At 41.9% G+C, this 21883-nt stretch carries 21 protein-coding genes and 1 riboswitch; of the genes, 9 read left to right on the top strand and 12 right to left on the bottom strand.

The window, feature by feature from the left end; translation table 11 throughout:
• Nucleotides 1-277 precede the first annotated feature (277 nt).
• Both WMZ97_RS01460 and WMZ97_RS01455 read right to left on the bottom strand, forming a co-directional pair.
• On the bottom strand, nucleotides 278-865 hold the full coding sequence (locus tag WMZ97_RS01460; RefSeq protein ID WP_343270271.1) for a helix-turn-helix domain-containing protein: 588 nt from the start codon (nucleotides 863-865) through the stop codon (nucleotides 278-280).
• A 133-nt stretch (nucleotides 866-998) separates the two neighbouring features.
• Nucleotides 999-1904, bottom strand: coding sequence for a hydroxymethylglutaryl-CoA lyase (locus WMZ97_RS01455; protein WP_343270270.1), 906 nt, complete (start codon nucleotides 1902-1904; stop codon nucleotides 999-1001).
• Between the two features lie 397 nt (nucleotides 1905-2301).
• Between WMZ97_RS01455 and WMZ97_RS01450 the strand changes: the two genes are divergently transcribed.
• Both WMZ97_RS01450 and WMZ97_RS01445 read left to right on the top strand, forming a co-directional pair.
• Nucleotides 2302-2616 carry a DUF4870 domain-containing protein gene (locus WMZ97_RS01450; RefSeq protein WP_343270269.1) on the top strand — a complete coding sequence of 105 codons (315 nt, stop codon included), beginning with the start codon at nucleotides 2302-2304 and terminating at the stop codon, nucleotides 2614-2616.
• Nucleotides 2617-2759: 143 nt separating this feature from the next.
• Nucleotides 2760-3176 carry a hypothetical protein gene (locus tag WMZ97_RS01445; RefSeq protein WP_343270268.1) on the top strand — a complete coding sequence of 139 codons (417 nt, stop codon included), beginning with the start codon at nucleotides 2760-2762 and terminating at the stop codon, nucleotides 3174-3176.
• 74 nt (nucleotides 3177-3250) lie between these two features.
• Here WMZ97_RS01445 and WMZ97_RS01440 read toward each other — a convergent pair whose 3' ends face one another.
• The 3 genes from WMZ97_RS01440 to WMZ97_RS01430 all read right to left on the bottom strand — a co-directional run bounded on the left by WMZ97_RS01440 (nucleotide 3251) and on the right by WMZ97_RS01430 (nucleotide 5879).
• Nucleotides 3251-3940 carry an LrgB family protein gene (locus tag WMZ97_RS01440; RefSeq protein ID WP_343270267.1) on the bottom strand — a complete coding sequence of 230 codons (690 nt, stop codon included), beginning with the start codon at nucleotides 3938-3940 and terminating at the stop codon, nucleotides 3251-3253.
• Nucleotides 3933-4301: a CidA/LrgA family protein gene (locus WMZ97_RS01435; RefSeq protein ID WP_343270266.1), complete on the bottom strand. Its 369-nt coding sequence runs from the start codon at nucleotides 4299-4301 to the stop codon at nucleotides 3933-3935. Before WMZ97_RS01435 ends, WMZ97_RS01440 begins: the two co-directional genes overlap by 8 nt.
• Nucleotides 4302-4643: 342 nt before the next feature.
• A complete protein-coding gene (locus WMZ97_RS01430; RefSeq protein ID WP_343270375.1) occupies nucleotides 4644-5879 on the bottom strand; it encodes an MFS transporter in 1236 nt (411 codons plus the stop codon).
• Nucleotides 5880-6071: 192 nt separating this feature from the next.
• Here WMZ97_RS01430 and WMZ97_RS01425 point away from each other — a divergent pair, with 192 nt between their 5' ends.
• Complete coding sequence (locus WMZ97_RS01425) at nucleotides 6072-6494, top strand: MarR family winged helix-turn-helix transcriptional regulator (RefSeq protein ID WP_343270265.1); 423 nt, start codon at nucleotides 6072-6074, stop codon at nucleotides 6492-6494.
• A gap of 105 nt (nucleotides 6495-6599) precedes the next feature.
• On the opposite strand, the gene WMZ97_RS01420 is transcribed toward WMZ97_RS01425, so the two are convergent.
• Entirely contained in the window at nucleotides 6600-7595 is a 996-nt protein-coding gene (locus WMZ97_RS01420; protein ID WP_343270264.1) for a glycosyltransferase, read from the bottom strand.
• Nucleotides 7596-7894: 299 nt separating this feature from the next.
• Nucleotides 7895-8079: riboswitch (Lysine riboswitch) on the top strand.
• 132 nt (nucleotides 8080-8211) lie between these two features.
• On the opposite strand from WMZ97_RS01420, the gene dapA reads away from it, so the two are divergent.
• On the top strand, nucleotides 8212-9099 hold the full coding sequence (gene dapA / locus WMZ97_RS01415; protein ID WP_343270263.1) for a 4-hydroxy-tetrahydrodipicolinate synthase: 888 nt from the start codon (nucleotides 8212-8214) through the stop codon (nucleotides 9097-9099).
• A gap of 205 nt (nucleotides 9100-9304) precedes the next feature.
• Here the strand turns inward: dapA and WMZ97_RS01410 are convergent, their stop codons facing one another.
• Nucleotides 9305-9880 (bottom strand): CBO0543 family protein, encoded by a 576-nt coding sequence (locus WMZ97_RS01410; RefSeq protein WP_343270262.1) that lies wholly within the window; start codon nucleotides 9878-9880, stop codon nucleotides 9305-9307.
• 695 nt (nucleotides 9881-10575) lie between these two features.
• Here WMZ97_RS01410 and WMZ97_RS01405 point away from each other — a divergent pair.
• Together WMZ97_RS01405 and WMZ97_RS01400 are read left to right on the top strand one after the other, a co-directional pair.
• A complete protein-coding gene (locus tag WMZ97_RS01405) occupies nucleotides 10576-11127 on the top strand; it encodes a helicase (RefSeq protein WP_343270261.1) in 552 nt (183 codons plus the stop codon).
• Between the two features lie 349 nt (nucleotides 11128-11476).
• Nucleotides 11477-12874, top strand: coding sequence for a purine-cytosine permease family protein (locus tag WMZ97_RS01400; protein WP_343270260.1), 1398 nt, complete (start codon nucleotides 11477-11479; stop codon nucleotides 12872-12874).
• Between the two features lie 74 nt (nucleotides 12875-12948).
• Here the strand turns inward: WMZ97_RS01400 and WMZ97_RS01395 are convergent, their stop codons facing one another.
• From WMZ97_RS01395 to WMZ97_RS01385, 3 genes are all read right to left on the bottom strand, one after another.
• Nucleotides 12949-14001 carry a tellurite resistance/C4-dicarboxylate transporter family protein gene (locus tag WMZ97_RS01395; RefSeq protein WP_343270259.1) on the bottom strand — a complete coding sequence of 351 codons (1053 nt, stop codon included), beginning with the start codon at nucleotides 13999-14001 and terminating at the stop codon, nucleotides 12949-12951.
• A 294-nt stretch (nucleotides 14002-14295) separates the two neighbouring features.
• On the bottom strand, nucleotides 14296-14619 hold the full coding sequence (locus tag WMZ97_RS01390; protein WP_343270258.1) for a hypothetical protein: 324 nt from the start codon (nucleotides 14617-14619) through the stop codon (nucleotides 14296-14298).
• A gap of 140 nt (nucleotides 14620-14759) precedes the next feature.
• The gene (locus WMZ97_RS01385; RefSeq protein WP_343270257.1) at nucleotides 14760-15653 is read right to left on the bottom strand and encodes a LysR family transcriptional regulator; all 894 of its coding nucleotides are present in this window, start codon (nucleotides 15651-15653) and stop codon (nucleotides 14760-14762) included.
• 118 nt (nucleotides 15654-15771) lie between these two features.
• Between WMZ97_RS01385 and WMZ97_RS01380 the strand changes: the two genes are divergently transcribed.
• Nucleotides 15772-16968, top strand: a complete 1197-nt coding sequence (locus WMZ97_RS01380) for a coenzyme F420-0:L-glutamate ligase (RefSeq protein WP_343270256.1) — start codon at nucleotides 15772-15774, stop codon at nucleotides 16966-16968.
• Nucleotides 16969-17170: 202 nt separating this feature from the next.
• Here WMZ97_RS01380 and WMZ97_RS01375 read toward each other — a convergent pair whose 3' ends face one another.
• Nucleotides 17171-18049 (bottom strand): LysR family transcriptional regulator, encoded by an 879-nt coding sequence (locus WMZ97_RS01375; protein WP_343270255.1) that lies wholly within the window; start codon nucleotides 18047-18049, stop codon nucleotides 17171-17173.
• Nucleotides 18050-18251: 202 nt separating this feature from the next.
• Between WMZ97_RS01375 and WMZ97_RS01370 the strand changes: the two genes are divergently transcribed.
• Nucleotides 18252-19463 carry an MFS transporter gene (locus tag WMZ97_RS01370; protein WP_343270254.1) on the top strand — a complete coding sequence of 404 codons (1212 nt, stop codon included), beginning with the start codon at nucleotides 18252-18254 and terminating at the stop codon, nucleotides 19461-19463.
• Between the two features lie 78 nt (nucleotides 19464-19541).
• On the opposite strand, the gene WMZ97_RS01365 is transcribed toward WMZ97_RS01370, so the two are convergent.
• A complete protein-coding gene (locus tag WMZ97_RS01365; protein WP_343270253.1) occupies nucleotides 19542-20084 on the bottom strand; it encodes a hypothetical protein in 543 nt (180 codons plus the stop codon).
• 297 nt (nucleotides 20085-20381) lie between these two features.
• Between WMZ97_RS01365 and WMZ97_RS01360 the strand changes: the two genes are divergently transcribed.
• Complete coding sequence (locus tag WMZ97_RS01360; RefSeq protein ID WP_343270252.1) at nucleotides 20382-21674, top strand: purine/pyrimidine permease; 1293 nt, start codon at nucleotides 20382-20384, stop codon at nucleotides 21672-21674.
• The last annotated feature ends 209 nt before the right edge of the window (nucleotides 21675-21883 follow it).

The raw sequence follows: 21883 nt of genomic DNA, 5'->3' as shown, positions 1-21883 counted from the left end.
TGTGATGACGAAATTAGATTTCCGCAGGCGAATTTGTATCGTCTGGGAAGAACGCATGGATTATTTCCCCATTCGGTTGTTCATACAATCGCCGAGCAAGGCAAGGCTACTTTCTCCGCATTCAGTCCTTCATAATAGAGTGAAAATTCATTTGACAGGGGTCTTACTGCCCGTTTAGGCGGGATAAATTTAAAATCCCACAGTAATAGTACTGTGGGAGACCAAAACTTTATACTTTTTTCTTTTAAAAAACAGACAAAGGCTTCTATCGTATTTTTTACGTATTGCTATCAATAAAAATCGTTAATACCTTTGCCCCGTCATTATCAACCGGGATAAACAAATGCGGTTTAACTCCTTTAAAATACGATGTATCTCCTTGTTCCATAAAATACTTTTGATCATCATAAAGAAGGTAAATGGACCCTTCCAAAATATAAATAAATTCGTCCTGAGAATGGGTGTATGGCTCATGTCTTAAAAAGGTATTCTTTGGTGTAACATGTACAATGGTCGGTTCAACATTGGAAAAACGTGACCTGGCAAGCAATTCAAACGAATAGCCCATGCTGTCATCACCAACACTGAATTCCCGTTTCGATTTGGGCAGCAGCACTAAGTCTGTTTCCGGATGGCCATCAAGTACCCAAGAAAGCGGCACATCCAATGCATCGCTAATTTTCGACAGTGTGGCGACTGCTGATGCCGTTTGCCCATTTTCTATTTTTGATAATAAGCTTTTTGAAATACCACATTGGTCGGCAATTTGTTGTTGGGTATTTCGGCTACGCAAGCGAGCCTGCTTGATTTTTGTACCGATATGCTGCAGGTTGATGATGATCCCTCCCTTTTCACACGAATCCAAGTAGTTTAATGATAGATTAGCAGCGCCCTCCCGTCAAGAAATGCCACGCTTTTGTCTATAGGAAAGACCGCTAATCACTGTTCACAGATAATTAGCGGCCCTTTGTTGATTCGTTTTGATTGTCCTGGTGTTTTCATCCTTGACTGGCTGCATAGGCAAGTGACTTACTGGGAAGCGTCTTGCCTAGCTTCCGCTCAATATAAAATGCAGCTTCTTGAAGTTTTTTTTCATCTATTCCTGTGGCAATACCAAGTCCATGCAACAAATAAAGCACATCGTTTGTCGCAACATTGCCCGCAGCACCTGGGGCATACGGACAGCCTCCCAATCCGCCAATCGAGCTGTCGAATCTGGTAATCCCATATTCCAGTGACCGGGTAATGTTGGCAATCGCCATTCCTCTTGTATCATGGTAATGCATAATAATTTTTTCTTGTGGAAACCGTTGCAGTACGGCCTCTAATAATTGATCGACCTGTGATGGGACAGCGGTACCGATCGTATCTCCAAGTGAAATATCATCCACGCCATACTCTAATAATTGGTCACAAACACGGATAACCTGCTCCGACGTGATTTTTCCTTCAAATGGACAGTCAAAAACAGTTGATACATATCCAGTTACATGCTTATCGGCTTGTTTTGCACCATCAATAACTGCTTTTAAAACCGGGTATGTTTCTGCAATTGATTTATTGATATTTTTCTTATTATGTGTCTCGCTTGCGGACATGAATACCGAGGCCCCATCAATTCCCGCCTCTAAGGCAAGCTCCAGCCCCTTTTGGTTTGGAACAAGTGCCGAGTAGCGGACATTAGGATTTCGTTTGATTTTCCTGCCTACCTCATGTGCATCTGCTAGCTGGGGGATCCACTTTGGATGAACAAACGATGAATACTCAATCTCCTTCACACCGGTTTCCGATAGCATGTTAATCCAACTTACCTTATCAGATGTGGCAACAGGTTTCTTTTCGTTCTGTAATCCATCACGCGGTCCAACCTCTTTGATTTGAACATTACTTGGCCAACGTACCATGATTGTTCCCTCCGCTTCATTTTACTGCGCCATTTTGAGTCTAGTCGCTTCACATGAATGAATGCGTTTACAAATAACTTTGTATTATACTATTCAACCATAGGTCCAAACGATCCTGATAATGAATGACTGGAAACATTTTTATCAATATATTCAATCCGGTTTACTTTTATTCAACCTTGTTGAATATACTATATAATAAAAATTCTTAACATGTCAACAGCTATGGCTAGTAAAACTACTTTATTGATTGTCAGTTTCGGCGGGAACACATCGCATGCCAATCATATAACATATTTTTGGGCAGTTGTGACATACTATCCGTTATTCTAATGCTTTATTTACTATCTTTAAAGGAAACACAAATGAAAAGTGGTTGTTAGAAAGGAGATACCATATGGAAACAGAAGGTAAAATTTTGTCATCATTAAATTACTTTAGCATCTTTTTCGCACCTTTCTTGTTCCCGTTAATTGTCTATTTTGTCGCTGCAGATAAAGAGGTAACATATCATGCTAAACGGGCTCTGATATCCCATATTATTCCTTTTATCGTTATCCTGTTGGCCATTATTATCGGTGCCGTTTTCAGTATGTCAAACTCCATTGGATTGGCAACAGGGACAATCGTAACCGGTCTTTTGACAGCGGGTATTTTATATATTGTTTATCTGATCTGGAATATCATCCAAGGGTTGAAAATGTTCATGTAAATCGGATTGCTTACCCTCCTATTTTCACAGTATGCCCAAACAAACATATAGTGTAGGGAGCTTATCAGGCAATTATAGCCTGTAATGCCCAGCCTATATGCGTGACAATAACGTTTCACTTTATAATCAGGAGGTCTCATTCAATGTATTATCCCTTACATGAGCCAGTGCCGGCCTACTATTTACCGGTCATCCCATGTTTTTATCCGCAACCTGTATACCGTGATCACCAAACTGGACAGGATATGTTATCCAGCCGAGTGCAATATCCAGAAGTGGACCCGACTCGATTTCACCAATCAGCTGCCTCTTTTAAACAATTAATGGAAGTTGCGACGGTATTGTTGAATAAACTAAGTGAATCGAAGGAATTTGCCGGCCAAATTATGGATGCAGCGCAACGGGGCGATAAGAAAAAAGTAACACAACTCATTCAATCCTCTGGAATTAAGGAAAAGGCTGACATTCATTTTAATCCGGATGCTATTACCATTATCCTATATTCCGGAGAAGAACAAGCTGCCTGTTGTAAATTAGCGATGTCGTTAAGATGGCGATGAAAACACTTCTCCAAACGGCTATCTATTGTAACAGCAGCTGAGTAGCCGTTTTTTATGCAGTCCCGTTTGCATACTTACATCCATAACACAATCAGTCCCGGTGTTATAATGGACACGACTACCGCACTCACAACCATTGCAACGGTGCTTACCGATCCCTCAAGCTGGCCACTTTCCATTGCTGCGGCTGTTCCAATAGCGTGCGACGCACAACCTAAGCCAACCGCCCGCCCCAAATAATGATGGATGCGAAAAAGCTTTAAAACATAGGTGCCTATCATGACTCCACCAACACCAGCCATCATAACAAAAACAGCGGCAAGTGAGGTGATTCCTCCCGTTGAATCTGCTATTGCCATCGCAACCGGAGTCGTCACCGATTTTGGCCCAAGGGAGTAAATGATTAAGTTGTCAAACCCTGCCCACTTTGCAAGCAATATTCCCGTTGACACGCCCACCACTGCACCTGCTAACGTCCCACTTAAAATAGGAACGATCAGTTTTTTTAGAGTATCCTGCTGCTGATAAAGCGGAAATGCCAGCGCTACTACCGCAGGACCAAGCAGTTTGTTTATCCAGTCACCACCAATCATATATGTGTCATAAGGAATATGGAATAACAATAAGACAACAATAATGATAAAAGTAGCGATAATAACCGGTACGGTAAAACTATAATTCACACGTTCATGGATTTGCATGGAAAGTAAATAGATTACTAGTGTACCAAGTATTGCCGCCACAGCAATTAAAAGATTAATCATGATCAATCCCCCTTCGTTTCACAAACCATTGGCCTACCAGACCGGATCCGGCTATCACCAGCACCGTACTTACTAACACAATTACGATTAAGAGCGACCCTTTTCCTGCAAAAAGATGCGCATAATCCAATATACCTACCGTTGCAGGGATAAAGAAAAAGGTTAAATTTCGTACAAAGAAACCTGCCCCTTCCTTAATCCATGCAACTTTTATAACATTTGCAGATAACAGAATGAACAACAGAATCATACCGATCACACTTCCTGGTATCGACAAATGTAAAACCTGCTGAATCCCGTTACCTATCAAATAAATCGCATATAAAATAACGACCTGCATGATTGTTTTACATATTTGCAACCTGGACACTTCTCCCCTACAAGAACGTGTTCAAAAAGGAGGATGAAAAGGACCGGGAAATTCGAGGCGGCATAGTTTCGAGCAGCGGGCTTCCACAGGATATGGTGGGTTCTACGTTGCCCACAGGACGTGGGCGGTATTAGTAGAACATCCTTATCCTAGATACATGAGCAACGGAGAAACAAGCCAACGAAGAAATTCGACGTGTCCTTTTCACCGGACTTTTTGAACATCCTCTACAAAAAATTAAAAACTAGAAGCATCTATTATAGACACTTCTAGCACTATTTTAAAAGCATTTCACCTTGACCTCGTCTTGACTAACTGTTTAGCTAAAAATAATTAATGTCCGGTTTCCACTTCGTCGACATGGGCCACGTGTTTATAATTTGCCAGAATAAGCAAAACAGAAAGGAACACAAAACTTGCACCAACTACAAAAGGAACGTGTGGGTTGTAAATTTCGGAAAGCTTCCCGGCCAGAAATGGTGCGATTGCAGCCCCAATAAATCGCAGAAAGCTATAGGCAGCCGATGCGGTTGCACGTTCAACGGTTGTTGCATTCATTACCGCGGTTGTGATTAATGTATTATTATTGCCAAGCAATGCCCCACAAACGATAACCGCTATAATCAGCAGCCATTGTGTATCGGTCCAAATTCCCATCGACAATAAAACACAAGCAAACAATGTTAGCATGATGCACATAGACTTAATGGTACCTAACGTTTGCTGAAGTTTGGGTGCCATAAAAACAGAAGTGACAGCAAGCAATATCCCCCAGCCGAGAAATACAAACCCCAGCCCATGTTCATCCAACCCTAGTACAAAGGGGGCGTATGCCAACAATGTAAAGAAGCCAAAATTATATAATCCTGCAGCAAAGCCGAAGATTCGTAATGACCGGTGTTTTAACGCCCGAAACGGATCAGCCAGCGATGTTTTTGGCTTTTCTGCTATCGACGCAGCACTAGCTGTTGGCATCAGGACAAATAACCCAATAAATGCAATGACCATTAATGATGCCACTCCTAAAAACGGACCGCGCCATGACATTGCTCCCAGCCAGCCGCCAAGCAGCGGACCGACAGAAATCCCCAAGCCAATTGCCGCCTCATATAAAATAACCGCCTTTGCATTGCCGCTTTTGGAAAGGGTCACAATTGCAGCTAAGGAAGTGGCAACAAATAGGGCATTACCCAGTCCCCAGCCGCCTCGAAGTCCAACAAGCGCCCAAATATCATTGGAAAAACCGCCCAATCCAGCGAAAAGGGCAATAATAACAATTCCGGTTAACAAGGTGCCTTTCATTCCAAGCCGGCTGGAAAGCGTGCCAGTAATCAGCATCGCCACGGCCATCACGGCATTATAGCTCGTAAACAGCAGTGTCACCTCACTGGGAGATGCATCAAGCTGACTGGCAATTGCCGGCAGGATCGGGTCAACCAGTCCCAGTCCCATAAAGGCAATAATACAGGCAAAAAAAACTGCCCATACCGATTTTGGCTGGCTCATAATACTTTGCTCCTGAACCGGTTGATCCCATTCTTTTGCTAAAGCTGTTGCGTGTTGCGCCATCAAAAAACTCCAATCCTTCAAATAATTTTATCCGCGTTCGTTCTCTGACCCCGAATAATCGAAAATAATGTGACTTTCATGATAAGTGATTGTATCATACAACTATTTGGTTGTATAGTGCAATTAGATGTAAAAAGGAGAAATACTTGCGATCAACCTATGGGAAATATACGATAATGGGGAGGTGTAAAAATGGATAAAGATTCGTTAAAAAATATTGAACATGAAGTTACGGTATTTGTTCGCCGAATTGTTCTGTCGGACAAACAGCATCGACGGCTGGAGCGGTCCGCCTATGTCATCCTCCGGCAATTATCTATACAAGGTCCGGCTGGTGTCAAATCGTTAGCAGAAAACCTGCACTTGGACATATCCACGATCTCCCGGCAAGCCGCTGCACTCGAGAAAAGAAATTATGTTGAAAAAATACCCAATCCTGAAGATGGCAGATCCTATTTTTACCGGATTACTGAACCAGGTGTCCATGAATTAGATGAAAACAAACAACGACGCTATCAAAAGCTCGAAGCGGCCTTATCTGATTGGTCCGATGAAGAAAAGCGAACATTCGCTGACCTGTTAAAAAAATATAACCAAACTGTGGAAAAAATATAATGAGGCAGGGACCTGTAAAGATCCCTGCCACCAAGAAAAAGTGCTATTAAACGTTCAACTTTCTGGTGAACTTAATCCGCTTTATATCCGGATCGATCAAAGCTTTTATAACCAGGCTTCAAAAAAGTCTTTGTAACCTTGTTTCATAATAGTGCTTGAAAAGTGGTCAAATGCATACTCCCGGTTTTCCTGAGAAATGTTAGTTGGCGTTGCTGCCGCCATGTTTACCAGTTCAAACCAATTCGTTTCATTTCCGGAAAACGCGTGCTTTGAATGAATATGGCCATAACATGGGTGCTCCGGTTTTACAATGATTTTACCCATCGCCAGCGCCTCAGTTAGCGGCATGGCATACGTATCAAACTTCGAACAGTTCCAATACACTTTTGCACTGTTCATCAAGGAAAAAATCTCATCCTGGGTCAGCGCAAACTGCGGTTTCACATTATCCGGAATGGAATAACGCTTCATACTTTCCCGGTATCTTTCTCCACCGAATACCATAACTACTTCTTTATCCGGATTTTGCCGGGCATATTTCAACACCAGATCCGGCCGGCGGTTCGCTTCATCTCTTCCAATCCAAAGAATGCGATTTTCCTTAATTTGCTGCGGAGCAAAATGCTTGTGTGCCAAATCTTCATTAAACCCGATCGGAATAACCGTGACATCGTTAACCCCAAACGTAGATGTTAATTGATCTTTTAAATAATCGGTTTGCACAATCGCCTTATCCACAACTCCATAAAACGGCTTCATCATCTCATAGCCAGTTAATGCTGGGTCGGGGATGCTATGCGGAAACAATACACTATGCTTCATAAACATACTTAAATAAGTAAAACCGGAAACCGTGTATATCACGTGCTCAATATTTTCCTTATCAAGCTTATCGAGTACAATATCATAGTTTACTAAATCACCTTTTTCATATTCGTAGCCCGGTAGATGATCGTACGCGCTAACATGACGTTCCGGAGATATGAATACGATTTCCACTCCCAATTCCTCACCAATTCGCTTTAAACGATCTGCAAACACTCGTGGACCCTGGGCTTCCGCAAATTGAATCTTCCGCATGACTAATCCGACTTTTTTCATGTCTATCAACCTCCAATCATCATCTTATCATAACCTTTCCATAACACCTGAGACAATCCTGATAAAGTGAAACTTCAATCAGTGGGGGTTTCCCTTTCTCCCCTGCTGATTGTTAGTTGAACAGAATCGGACCTTTACGGGCAGTTGACTCCCACTTATCTTTTTTGGTTTCACCTCTAAATCTTGAAGTGGGAGTCTTACTGCCCGTTAAGAGTGGGATAAATTACCCCCTTGCTGTTTCTCGTATTATCTGTTACAGTACAAGTAATTAAATACTTTTCTTATTTCAATTCGTTTGATATAAGGATAGAGGTTGCAAAGGCCATTAGTAAACAATAAGAGGATGATGGGACATCCAGTGATTATTGTGGAAAGGGGTATTTGCCGAAGTGGAAGGAATCTCATATTCCAGAAGCTGGTTCTGTTATTGAATAGGTGCAGAACTGTCATATAGGTTTTTGCTATATGGAGGGCTATCTACGCAGAGATGTGTACACGAAAATCATTCTGCAGCAGTGAAGCCGTCACTGCTGTATTTTTGCGTCTGAGTCCGGATTGCCCTTGATTTTCTTGCATGTATTTCATGTACCAAAAATTTGCAAAAGGGTGTGAAGCTATGTATTTCGGTCAAGTATTAACAGCAATGGTAACGCCATTTAATGCCAATGGTGAAGTAGATTACGAGGCAACCAGCACATTAGTTCAGCATTTAATTACAAATGGTTCTGATGGCCTTGTCGTGGCTGGAACTACTGGAGAATCTCCAACATTAACAACGGAGGAGAAACTAGCACTTTTTAAATGTGTGGTAAAAGCTGCGGACGGAAGGGTTCCTGTTATCGCTGGAACAGGGTCAAATAACACCAGTGCTTCCATTCATTTAACCAAACAAGCCGAAAAAACCGGTGTCGATGGGATAATGCTGGTAACTCCTTATTACAACAAGCCTTCACAGGAAGGGCTGTACCAGCACTTTAAAACGATTGCCGAATCGACTCCCTTACCAGTCATGCTATACAATATTCCAGGCCGCAGTGTTGTCAGTATGTCGGCTGAGACGATTATCCGCTTATCAAAGGTTGACAATATTGTCTCGTTAAAGGATGCAGGCGGGAATTTAAATGACAGTACGACGATTATCCAGGAAACAGCCGATGATTTTAGCGTTTATAGCGGTGATGATGGAATGGCCCTGCCAATGCTGGCTATCGGGGGTACCGGAGTTATTTCGGTTGCCTCGCACATTATCGGAAATGAGATGCAGAAAATGATCCATGATTATAAATTCGGCAACGTTCAACAAGCAGCTGAAATGCATCGTGAGCTTTTGCCAATCATGACTGCCTTATTCCAGGCTCCAAGCCCAACACCGGTCAAAGCAGCCTTAAATCTCGCTGGCGTGCCTGTTGGCGGTGTGCGCTTGCCACTGGTTCCGTTAAATGAAGAAGAAATGAATGACTTACAACACGTACTTCCATTGAAACAGACAAAAGCTATAAGCTAAGGTAACAAGTAATCGCAACAGCATAGTGCTGTTGCGATTACTTGTACATGCCGCGTCTAAAAGGACATCCTTCAACATTTCCATAAACGCGATTCTGATAAGCACATGGTTTTTGCTTCTGAAAAAAGTAAGTGCCGACACTCAAAAGGGAGCACTTTAACGAAGAAAAAGGCGTCTCAAAGTTGATTGTCAGGAGACATATTATCTATTCTTTCTTTTCCCTTCGTTGTTGCGCTTGCAGGGATATTACCTTCTCTGTTAATGCTTTTATACCGATACCCATTACAATATAAATGGGGAAAGAATACACGTATTTCCACCAGTTTAAATAATATATCTTCATCCATATAAAAATAGGCTCAGCAATAAATGCCCAAAAGACTGCAAAAAAAATTATGATGAATATAAACGGTTTCCATCTTGGCACCCATTGATATATTAGCATATACAACACGGGCAATGTACCAAAGTCCACGGGGGCCAATGGTGGAAAAAACTGTACCAGCTTATATCCATAAGTCCACGCTGACAAAACAACACCTGCGACATCAAGCGTGATTGCAATAATGACAATACAAAGACCATAAAAAGCAATTTCCATGGTTCTTGTTTTATCCAGCAGTCTCCACCAGATCACCAGAGGAACAATCATTAAAACTAAAAGGAACCACCAGTTAAAGGTAAACAGTACATCGTTCAACCAGCGATCATAAGTGACTTGAAAAAAATGCTTTTGTGCATCAGAAAGCTCTTCTACAGAGACAGAAAATTTATGTTTCATGGCGATCACCATTTTCATATAACCATTGTAAAATGCGAAGATTTAAAATCAGAATGAAAAATAAAATGGGGTATTCGATTACGGAGTACCACAGTTCCCACCCGTTGTAGTAAAAGAAACTGCTTTTTAGCAAATGTTCATATATACTGCTACATATAGTCCACATTGCAATGTAACCGATCTAAACAATATGCCTTTTTTAGAAACCGATATCCACCCTGTCAAAAAAATACTCACAGCGGGAAAAATACCGTATTCATAGACAAATCCAAGCGAATCCACACCTTTTTTGAAATAGCCATGATCCCATTTAATATCAAAATAATCATCGACAGTTAACTCCAAACATGACCGTAAAAGTAGATGTTGCGTATAATTGCCACTTAGACAGGTTTTTGAGGATGAAATAAGCAGCTAAATTCAGCACCATAATTGTACTCCAAAATAAACCATTGATTCATTCTCTTTTCGATATAGTTATTCTTTTAGTGTGCTCTTAGTGCAGGGTATTATGTGAAGTACATTATTCCGGTAAAAATACCTTCCCCTTTGTGCCGGAATAGGGCGCTTTCAATATAAAAAGATAGTTGGTTATTTGAAAAAATGGGATAATCCTTATGAAATAAATCTCATCAAACAATCAAGGTCATATTACAGTACATAGCTTACCAAACCTTTATAAGGAGTGACTTTAAATGAGTGTTAGAGAAGATAATTTGTACCCGGATTGCCCAACTATAATTAGGACGGTCAACGTTGGCGGTTTGACGAAATCTCAGCTTCTTCGGAGATTGCAACAACAATCTATCTTTATGAATGAGCTTGGAGAGAGGCTGTTCGCTGATGATAAGTTTACTGTCTCAGATAAGATATATCGTGTAAGGACTCTTGAACTCAAAGTTCGTCACCTTGGCTTTCCAGAAGGAGCTACGATACCTGATCTTTTTAAAAAAGCAAACCAGGCTGGCTTAACATTGTGTCCGCTTGAATTAGGTCCACATTTAAGATTGGCTTATCTGGATCAATCGGAAGGTTACTCGTCAAAGCCCTCTTGGCGACATCGAGCTCCATATGGCTCCGTTACAATTGCATCAGAGATCTTGTCCGAAGATGTCGACTTTCCGAAAGGCTTCTATCTGAGACGAATAGAGGGTGTGCTTTGGTTACGAGGATACATTGCTGATCATCTGCATATCTTGGCACCGGACGATCATTTTGTTTTTTGTCAAAACGAAACATTGAAGTAAAAAAATCCTTCAAGGCGTTCTTTTCAATCTATCTTTATATTCAAAGGTTACACCTTTCCTTATTTTTCACTCAGGTAGCGGAACATCTCGCTCTTTTCATAATATATATTAGCTAAAATAATGACCACTTTTCACACATACTTACCAACGATATCCGTATTATCCGTACGATAGCATACGTAAACCGCTGATAGTCATGTATTTTTCTCACTAGATTGTAAAACAAGCGTTATTATCATGGTTGCAGCATGTCGGCCTTCATTGCTATAGTTAATAACAGTCGTGCTTTTTTGAATCATTTATTACTAGAATCATGTGAAACATTACACAAGGATAGGAGCTGATATGTATGCGATCTGTTCAATCTGCAGATCACAAAGTCAATGAAACGGGTGACGATTATTCATTAGACAGAGTACCACGCAGCCAAAGAAACATGGGATGGCTCAGCATTACAAACATTACATTTGGTATTGCCACAGCCATTTTTTACTTCCAAATGGGCAGTGTGATGGCACTACAATTCGGAGCCATCAACGCTATTATTTCTGCCATTTATGCAATTGTTGTTGCCGGCATACTCGGTACATTTATTGCTTATTTATCCGCGAAATCAGGGATGAATGTGAATTTACTCTCCAGAGGCGGCGGATTTGGTTATATTGGGGCATCATTAACCTCGTTCATTTACGCTACAAATTTTATTATGTATTGCGCACTTGAAGGACTAATACTCGTTGCTGCTGTTCACAAGTTTTTCCCCGTAATACCGGAGTGGGTATTAATTATTTTCTTCGGTTCCATCGTCATTCCGCTCAATTGGTTTGGAATTAAACAATTAGATAAACTCCAAAAATGGTCATTACCACTTTTCGTCGTTTTTTTAATTGCGGCTATTGTCATGGCTGGATTAACTCCCTCCACTTACGAAGGCAGTTTCTGGACGTATATGCCTGACGGAGTGCAAGTCGGCGGTACCGCATTATTACTTTGTATCGGCATGCAGCATGGAATCATGGGACTAACCCCATTACTCGCCTCCGACTATGCCCGGTTTCTCAAACCAAAGGATACAAAGCTTGGGATCTTTGCCATTGGATTTATCCCACAGATATTCTGTTTTGGGGTCATGGGCGGTCTAGGCATCTGGTTTGGTGTTCGTTTGGGAGAAGCAAATCCTGGGGTTTACATCGTTTTACTTCTAGGTATTTGGGGTGCATTGTTTACCATGTTAACACAAGTACGGATCAATATCACCAATATATACAGTGGGTCACTCTCCCTGTCCAACTTTTTTGAGAACATCATGAATTTCACCCCCGGCAGACGGTTCTGGGTTGTGATTACTGGTGTAGCAGCAATGGTGCTAATGCTTGGTGGGATTACCGATCATTTGGACACAGCGATGACCTTCCAGGGAGTATTTTTGATGACCTGGGCTGCCATTCTAGTTACCGATGCTGTCTTTGTCAAAAAGCTTTTAAAAATCGGCCCTGGGTATTATGAATCGGAACAGCAAAAATTGCATAAATGGAACCCAGTAGGTGTGATTGCTTTAGTTGTCGCCAGCGGTTTGGGAACGGTTGCCGCGATGGGGCATTTAGGCACATTCCTGCAAAGTACTGCAGCATTTTTTGCCGCGATCCTTGCCGCAGTGCTTACCATTGTCATCGCAATTATCACCAAAGGAAAATATTATGTCAAAGAAGCGAATCCGGAAATTGCCAGAGAAGATTATATTGCATAGTTCTTTACCCTCTATTGCCAGACAATAGAGGGTTTTTTACTGTGGCAGCGCGGAATATTCCATCTAATAATGCCTTAGGAAACCTGCCTATGATGATTTCTAAATGGTTTCAGAAGATGCAGGATAAGTCCAATAAATACGAAAAACCAGGCAACCATCGAAATAACTAGCATGATCTTTGGAATAATCATCAAAAAGGGCAATTCCAACGCTTTGGAAAACTGGTATGTACTTGTCGTATACATCGCCAGCGGGAACGCCATTCCCCAAAACTGCGGATCGTAGGACAACGGATAGCGATTAATCACATGCCGCCAAATCGCCAGGATAAACAGTAACGGGATCCACCACGTACCCGTGATCCAGAAAAATAGTGTAAACCCTTTTAAAAAAGGAGTGATATGATGCAGTAACGGTGATAAATCCGCATGCATAATCAAGGTCGACCCAGCTAAGGTCGTAATGGCAACGGCACCCATATTAATCCAATACGGCGGTGTCAACGCTTCAAACTTGAATTCCACAAACGTAAACCGATAAAAAATTAATGTGATTATGTTCAAATAGAGCATACAACCTAAAAAATACATGGCCAGCGTGTAAAACAGAATAATCCGTTGTGCCTCTCCATCAATATACGGAGCAAGAAGTGTCCCTAGAATCGAAACGGATTGTGTGGCAACCGATGCAATCAGCCAAGCCCCATTAATTCCTTCTGCCATCGTCGGCTTATTCTTGCGGATCGTCACCGCAGTAAAAAAGGTATACATGATGATGAACCATAAAATAATAGCAAGTGCGAATAGATATTTGGACAAGATATGATGGTGTCCAACAATAATTAATTGACTGCCAAACACCGAAGTTCCGGCAATCCATGTAAAAAAACCCGGTCCCTTTAAATGGCTTGTCAAGTCATTGATCACATTAGGCAAAAAATAAACGATCCGAATAATCATCAAGATCCACAAACCAATATATGCAACACAATTAACCCCCAGTAATATGTAGGCAATCGTGTGCAAACCAATCAAGTATGAGCCGATAGATAGTGCCCCTGTAGCCATTACCATGGCAAAATAACCAGAAAACAAATCCTCAGCCTTTCGCTTCAAATAAGCAAACATCCATCCCACCTCTAGTTCCCTTTTCCTTTATATTCCCAATTAAGAGTAGCATAATGCAGTGCAAAAATCGATAATCGATCCATGTGATTTTTGTCATAAGGGAGTGCGTTCATTATTCCAGTGTTGAGATGGGAGAACGGCTCCCTGAAATCTGGTGGCGGTCCACTCCCTGACTTCGTGTGCCTCTCTCCTGACTTGCGACAGTTCTCCTCCGGCAAAACAAAGCCATTACAACTTCAAAAGCTGTAATGGCTCCACACATGTAACCTATATACCTAAACCTGGATGCCGGAATCACCAGAAAAACCCACCATAATAATGTGGATAATATGGCTGATAATATGGATAATATCCATAATACGGATAACCTCCACCATGCGGGAATAACAAGTATCCTGTCAGCAATCCGCCTGCTAAACCACCCAGAAAAGGTCCAACTCCATATTGTCTGGCAAAATCATCCTCAAATCCGGGATGTCCATAAACTGCCCCCCGCATTTCCTCCTGTGGATTCGCTTGCGGGTCTGGCATTGCAGTAAATGCATTCCCTTGTTGAACCGGCATTGCGGCAGGCATATACCACTCATTATTCATTTCATTATTCCCATCGTTATTCATCTTTTTCCCTCATTTCAATGTATGCTATATGATATGCATATGCATTTGCCCATAAAAGTGTTGGGCGTTTGTACCAGAAAAGGGTGAATCTATTTTCAAAAACGATTAATGACATGAATGAAAAGAGCTTTTTGTAGCTATCAAGAAATACCTCTCTGCTCAATAATCTCCATAAATTTTGTAGAAGCCGGCGATAATGGCACCCGTTTTAAATAACAGACACCAATGCTTCTTTTCGGTATCTCCTCAACCATCTGGACTTCATGAACGAGCCCTTGGTTCAAATAACCCAGGGAAAACTCCTTTGTCACACAAGCAACCCCCAGATTGATTTTAGTAAACTCCAACAACAAATCATGGGATCCTAATTCAAACTCGGGTGCAATTCGTATCCCTTTAGACAACAAATAATCCTCCACATATACCCTTGAATTCGATTTTCGTTCAAGAAATATCAAAGGCAGGTTTACTAACTCTGATAAATGAATCGGATTGGATAACCGTTGCTTAAATTTTTCTCCATACACAAAAATATCCTGTACCTCCAGAAACGGTTTCATTTCCAGTGTCGTGTCTTCAACCGGGAAATTACAAAAGGCGACATCGACCGTACCTGACTTTAACATAGATATCGTTTCAGCAGTCGTCCCATTTACAATTTTAAAGGTGATGTTTGGATAATTATTATGAAAAACTTCCAGGTAAGGGAGTAAAAAATAGCGTGATATTGTATCACTTACACCAATCTTTAATTCCCCGGCAGTTAAATGCTTAAAGGCCAGTATTTCTTGTTCACCAGCGTCAAGCATTTGTAAGGCGGAGTGCACATATTCAAACAGATGTCTGCCCTCATTGGTAAGGTTAACCCCTTTTGCCGTACGATTAAATAGTCGTGTATCAAGTTCATTCTCCAATTGGCGAATAGCCTGACTGACAGCCGGCTGAGTCAGATAAAGTTCTTTGGCTGCCTTGGAGAAATTTTGTTTTCTCGCAACAACCGCAAAGATTTTATATAAATCCAATTTCCCTATCATATAAACAGTCCTTATACCTCATATTATATTTATTCATTTTACTTATATCATTAATTCAGTGTATGATACAAGTAGAAAATATGAATATTAACCTTAACAGTAATAAGGAGAGATTATTTTGGAACGAGTAGTTGGAACCGTCTCACGCGGCCTTCGTTGCCCAATTATTAATCAAGGAGACAAGATTGATGAAATCGTCGTTGATAGTGTACTACAGGCTGCTGAAGTGGAAGGGTTTACGGTCCAGGACAAGGATATTGTATCTGTGACCGAATCCGTCGTCGCCCGAGCCCAAGGAAATTATGCAACAGTTGATGATATCGCAACAGACGTACACGCGAAATTCGGAGACCATACAATCGGTGTCATTTTCCCTATCCTGAGCCGGAACCGGTTTGCCATTTGTCTTCGCGGCATTGCCAAAGGAGCCAAGAAAATTGCGCTCATGCTCAGCTATCCGTCCGATGAAGTCGGCAACCATTTAGTCGATATCGATGCACTGGATGAAAAAGGGATCAACCCTTGGACTGATGTATTAACCGAGCAGCAATTCCGTGACTATTTTGGCTTTATGAAACATACCTTTACCGGTGTTGATTATATTGAGTATTATAAATCACTTATTGAAGCGTACGGTGTGGAATGTGAGGTTATCTTCTCCAATAATCCGAAAACGATTTTGACATATACCAAGCATGTGCTCACATGTGATATCCATACACGAGCCCGCACGAAAAAAATTCTGGAAGCTAACGGTGGCGAGACTGTTTACAGCCTGGATGATATTCTATCTGCACCCGTTGATGGCAGTGGCTATAATGATGAATACGGTCTGCTCGGCTCCAATAAATCGACGGAGGACAAAGTGAAGCTGTTCCCACGTGACTGCCAGCCTGTTGTCGACAATATTCAACAGATGCTAAAAGAGCGTACAGGCAAGAATGTGGAAGTCATGATTTATGGCGATGGAGCTTTCAAAGACCCAGTCGGGAAAATATGGGAACTAGCGGATCCTGTTGTATCTCCCGCCTATACAAAAGGCTTGGACGGCACGCCAAATGAAATCAAATTAAAATACCTTGCTGATAACAACTTTGCCGATTTAAAAGGGGCCGAACTACAGCAAGCAATCACCAAATATATTGATGAAAAAGACGAGGATGCAGACTTAGTCGGTGCCATGGAAGCACAAGGAACAACACCAAGAAAACTTACCGACCTGATTGGCTCATTGTCTGATTTGACCTCAGGAAGCGGAGATAAAGGAACACCGATTGTTTATATTCAAGGATATTTTGATAACTATACGAAGTAGCACGTAAACGAGATGTCATGTTGGGTGGCATCTCTTTTTTACATGCGCAGACATTGTGATTTGACCTTCCGAATTGGTAGGGCTCTCCCGAATTTTGACTTCTGTCTCCCGTAGTGATCAGTTTCTCTCCTGACTTTTTGCTTCTGTCTCCCGAGCTGATGTGATTCTCTCCACACCTGCCTTTCCATACCGGCACCCACCATTATTTCTTAAAATAATCCACAACAAACTCTTTAAACCGTATAGCTGCTGCTGATAAATATCCGCCATCGAGCCAGGCTATCCCGATAACCCGTTCACTCTTGGGCCATTTCACATGTAAACGCGATAGCTTTGTTTGGTCTAGGCCTTTAATATCCGGTATAATGGAAACGCCAAGGCCGGCACCGACTAGTCCAGCTATCGTATGGATTTCTTCCCCTTCAAATAAAATTTTTGGACGTATTCCCGCTTCTTCACATAATTGATCCATAATTTGCCGAAGTGAGTTTCCTTCCTTAATCGCTATGAAGCTTTCCTCTGAAATCTCATCAAGGGTAATGCTTTCACGATTTGCCAGCTTATGATCTGCTGGTACAATCACAAAAAGCTCCTCATCCCATAACTTTTGCCAGCTGATCCTGACATTTGTCTCCATCGGTGTTGTCAAGCAGAGGTCAAATTCCCCTGATACCAGCTGTTTAACCAAAGCAGCTGAATTATTTTGATTGAACGAAAAGCGCAGCTGTGGGTGCTGCTTACGGAATGTTCCAATCAAATCTGGAATCTTCTCCATGCCAAGCGTATGCAAAAATCCCAATGACACCTCGCCATAATCAGGGTTGATCAGGTCCTGAATTTCCCGTTTTCCATCATAATATTCCTTTAAAATTCGATTAGCCCGTTTTAAAAACAACTCACCATATCGATTTAACAGGATTGAGCGCCCTTCCCGTTCAAATAACGGAACACCCAATTCACCCTCCAAGCGAGCAATCGAGCGACTTAAAGCAGGCTGGGAAATAGATAGGATCCGAGCCGCCCGCGTAATATGCTGCACACGTGCCACCGTTTGAAAATATTCAATTTGTTGCCATTCCATATAGGGTCACTCCTTAAAGGATAACTTTTTCATAACTGCCATGCATGAAATCCATGAAAACAATGCATTATACTTTTGTATTATTGATCTATATAATAGAACATATAAGACATTATGAAAAGGTAATGGCTGAATAAGATTCACGGGTTTGCCGATGGATCCAATTTTGCCATTTTTTCATTTAAATATGGAGTGAACAATTGTGACCTATGTAAAAAAAGGAACAGCTGCTTTTCGCAAAGTAAATCTCGCATTATTTATTGGCGGTTTTATCACCTTTGCAAACCTGTATGTGGTTCAGCCGCTGTTGCCGGAGTTCTCCGCGCAATTCGGTGCTTCCCCGACGATGGTGAGTCTGACCTTATCGTTAACCACAGTCTTTCTGGCGATTTCCATGCTTTTGGTCGGATCGTTATCGGAGTCATGGGGGCGTAAAGGGATTATGGGTATTTCCGTATTTTCCGTATCCATTTTAGCAATCGTCATCGCCTTTGTTCCAGGCTTTCAAAGCTTGTTGCTACTACGAATCTTACAAGGTATTGTCTTTGCCGGGTTACCATCGATTGCTATGGCCTATCTTGGTGAAGAAATCGATCCATCAAATCTCGGGGCAGCAATGGGAATATACATTAGCGGAAACACGATCGGTGGGCTTGGCGGACGTATCATCACTGGCACGATCGCCGACTTTTTCGATTGGCGAATTGCGATCATGTCAATCGGCATCTTAAGCATCATTGCTAGCATCGTATTTTGGTGGGCCCTGCCAAAGTCCAAGCATTTTCAGCCGCGAAAACTTGAACTGGGAAAACTCGCTAAATCGATGGGGAGCCATTTAAAAGACCCGGCAATGTTAAGTTTATATGGGATTGGCTTTTTATTAATGGGAAGCTTTGTGACCATGTATAACTATATCGGATTCGATTTGCTTGGTCCGCCATATTCCCTAAGTCAAACGTTGGTAGGCTGGATTTTTATCGTATATCTCGTAGGTACATTCAGTTCAACATGGTTTGGAAGTCTAGCAATGAAGCATGGACGGCGTAACATGATGCTCATTGGCATGGTTATCATGTTCACAGGTGCCGTAATTACGCTCGATACCAATTTATGGCTGAAAATTTTCGGTATTGCCCTGTTTACCTTTGGCTTCTTTGCTGGTCATTCGATTGCCAGCGGCTGGGTTGGGGCCCACGCCAGTCATGACAAAGCACAGGCCTCGTCCCTATATCTATTTTTCTATTACTGTGGTTCAAGCGTCGGTGGAACTGCTGGTGGTTTGTTCTGGTCCAGTTTTGGCTGGACGGGTGTCGTCAGTATGATTATTGGCCTTCTTGTACTGACGTTTATTCTATTGGCGGTATTATCCAAGGTAACATCCTACAGCCGAAAGCAGGTACCAGTGACAAATTAACCACAACGAGCTTGGGACTCCAAGCTCGTTTTTTATGTTATATCAAATAAAAAGTATCATACAACAAACCATTCTAACTTAATATGCCATTTCATATTCGCCGTTTTGGTAGACCTTATATTTTCCTACCGTCCCTGAACCGCCACCTTCTTGCATCGATTTGGATACAAGACTGATTGTGTAGTAAGAACCCTTGTCATCAGACGCGGCAGAATCATCGCTCGGAAGAAACTCCGTATCCTCCAGGTCTACCTCACCCTTTGCATCCAATTGTTCTTGAAGATATTCAATCGCATCATCCATGCTTGCTATCTCTGCACCATCGGCATTCGTGTCTTCATTTTGTTGATTATCGACCGATGCTACACCGCCCTTGTTACTTTCTTCGTCATCGTTTTCGTTTCCATCTGATGAATTCTCTTCCTTCACTTCTGCATCATCCTGCGCTGTATTATTGGTATCGCCAACCGATGCATCATCCGACTTGGAAATATCCTCCGTTTCCTTTGCTGTTTCCTGCTTTTTCGTGGTATCTGTGTCATCCGACTGACCACAAGCAGCCAAAAGTACCATGAAAGAAACAACTGCACATAGAAACATCATGTGTTTTCCTTTTTTCATATGTATTGATCCTCTCCTTTTGATTACATATAAAGTCTATCATCTTTCGTTTCTATTTCCAAAGCGTTTTCATAATAGAATAGTTGTACAACTTACATCAGCTAAACAAGTACTTATGCTACGGGAAAATAAAAGGAGGCTGAAAAGAAAAATGTTAAACGCCAAACTTGTCTTATTCCACCCAACACTTTTTATCATCCAGACAGTTCAAACATCCACATTTTAATTTGCTTCATTATCCGATTTAGCAGTATGATTATACGTGAACTTTTTATCGATAAAAGGAGCGAACTCACATTGAAGCTTATTTTTTCATCCCTGCAATGGGCGTTATTTATATTAACGAGCAGCGTAGTTATTCCAGTTGCGATTGCTGCTGATTATGGACTCGATTCATTTGAAACGATTGAATTTGTCCAACGAACATTATTTGTGCTCGGTTTAGCAGGATTACTGCAAACATTTTTCGGTCACCACTTACCAGTTCAGGAAGGACCTGCTGGACTTTGGTGGGGTGTCTTTTCCCTGTACGCCGGGTTAGGTGTTGTCCTATTTGGATCCCACATCGAAACATTAAGGGTTCTGCAATATGCCTTTTTATTGAGTGGGGTCATCTTCATTTTGCTAAGCATCTTTGGGTTAGTTGAAAAACTGGCACGACTGTTCACCCCGACGGTTACCGGCATATACTTAATTCTGATGGTAATCCAGCTAAGCAGCTCGTTTGTTCAAGGAATGTTTGGGCTGGAAGGGCCTGACGATACCGTCCATACAAACGTGCTTGTGCTTTCATTCATTATCATCATTTTATCTTACTTAGTTATGAAAATCCCTAAGGTTGGTCATTACACTGTATTGTTCAGCATTATTTTTGGTTGGCTGTTATTTTCCCTTTTTGGCCTTTCCGAACCCGTTGCCAAGGTGCATGCATTCATTAAATTGCCGACCATCTTTGCGTTCGGGTCACCACGCATCGAGGCTAACATGATTTTCATGGTTATCTTTATTACATTACTGCTATTGGCAAATATGCTTGCTACCGTACGTGTCGTGCAACAAGTAATGGAACGTCATCACGTCGCCGTCGAAAAGAACCGATTCAAACAAGCGGGACTTATTTCCGGTGTAAACCAATTATTAGGTGGGATGTTTTCCGCAATTGGTGCTGTTCCCGTTTCCGGCTCCGCTGGTTTTATTGCTACCACAAAAATAACCAGTAAGCTACCTTTTATCATTGGATCAGTAATCATTATTGGCATTAGCCTGTTTCCACCGTTTACTGCATTTGTTGCGGCCATTCCCAAAGCGGTTGGCTATGCAGCCATATTCCCGATTTTCGCCAGCATCATCAGTATCGCGCTACAGGAATTTGAAGCTGCCAAAAACAAACGAATTCTGTTCCAAGTTGCTGGTATATCACTATTCTCAGGGATTGGCACAATGTTCATCCCATCCGATGCATTTGCAACCATGCCGCCAACACTTGTATCAATACTTAGTAATGGACTTGTATTTGGTGCGATCATCGCAGTTATCACAGAGGTGATTTTGACGAGAAACGTGAAGAGGACAAACGGAAAATCAGCTTAATTTCATAAGAAAGGCTAAAAGCGCCCGTTTAGCAACGTACAAATAGCGCCCTGCCATTTAGTGTGGGTCGGCGTTGCCGCGCAAAGCGGCGAAGTTAGCCGATCCTCCTCTTCATTCGCAATGAGATAAAGGAAACACGGTGGGCTGAGGGCTACAGGATGTAGGTCAGTTCGGTGTTGCGACAGGACGTCGCGGTTTTAACCGAACTT

Origin of the sequence: Lentibacillus songyuanensis (assembly GCF_039548255.1) — a bacterium.
Taxonomy (GTDB): Bacteria; Bacillota; Bacilli; order Bacillales; family Amphibacillaceae; genus Lentibacillus_C; species Lentibacillus_C songyuanensis.
The sequence above is the reverse complement of the archived record's forward strand: the minus strand, read 5'-3'. Positions and strand labels throughout refer to the sequence as shown.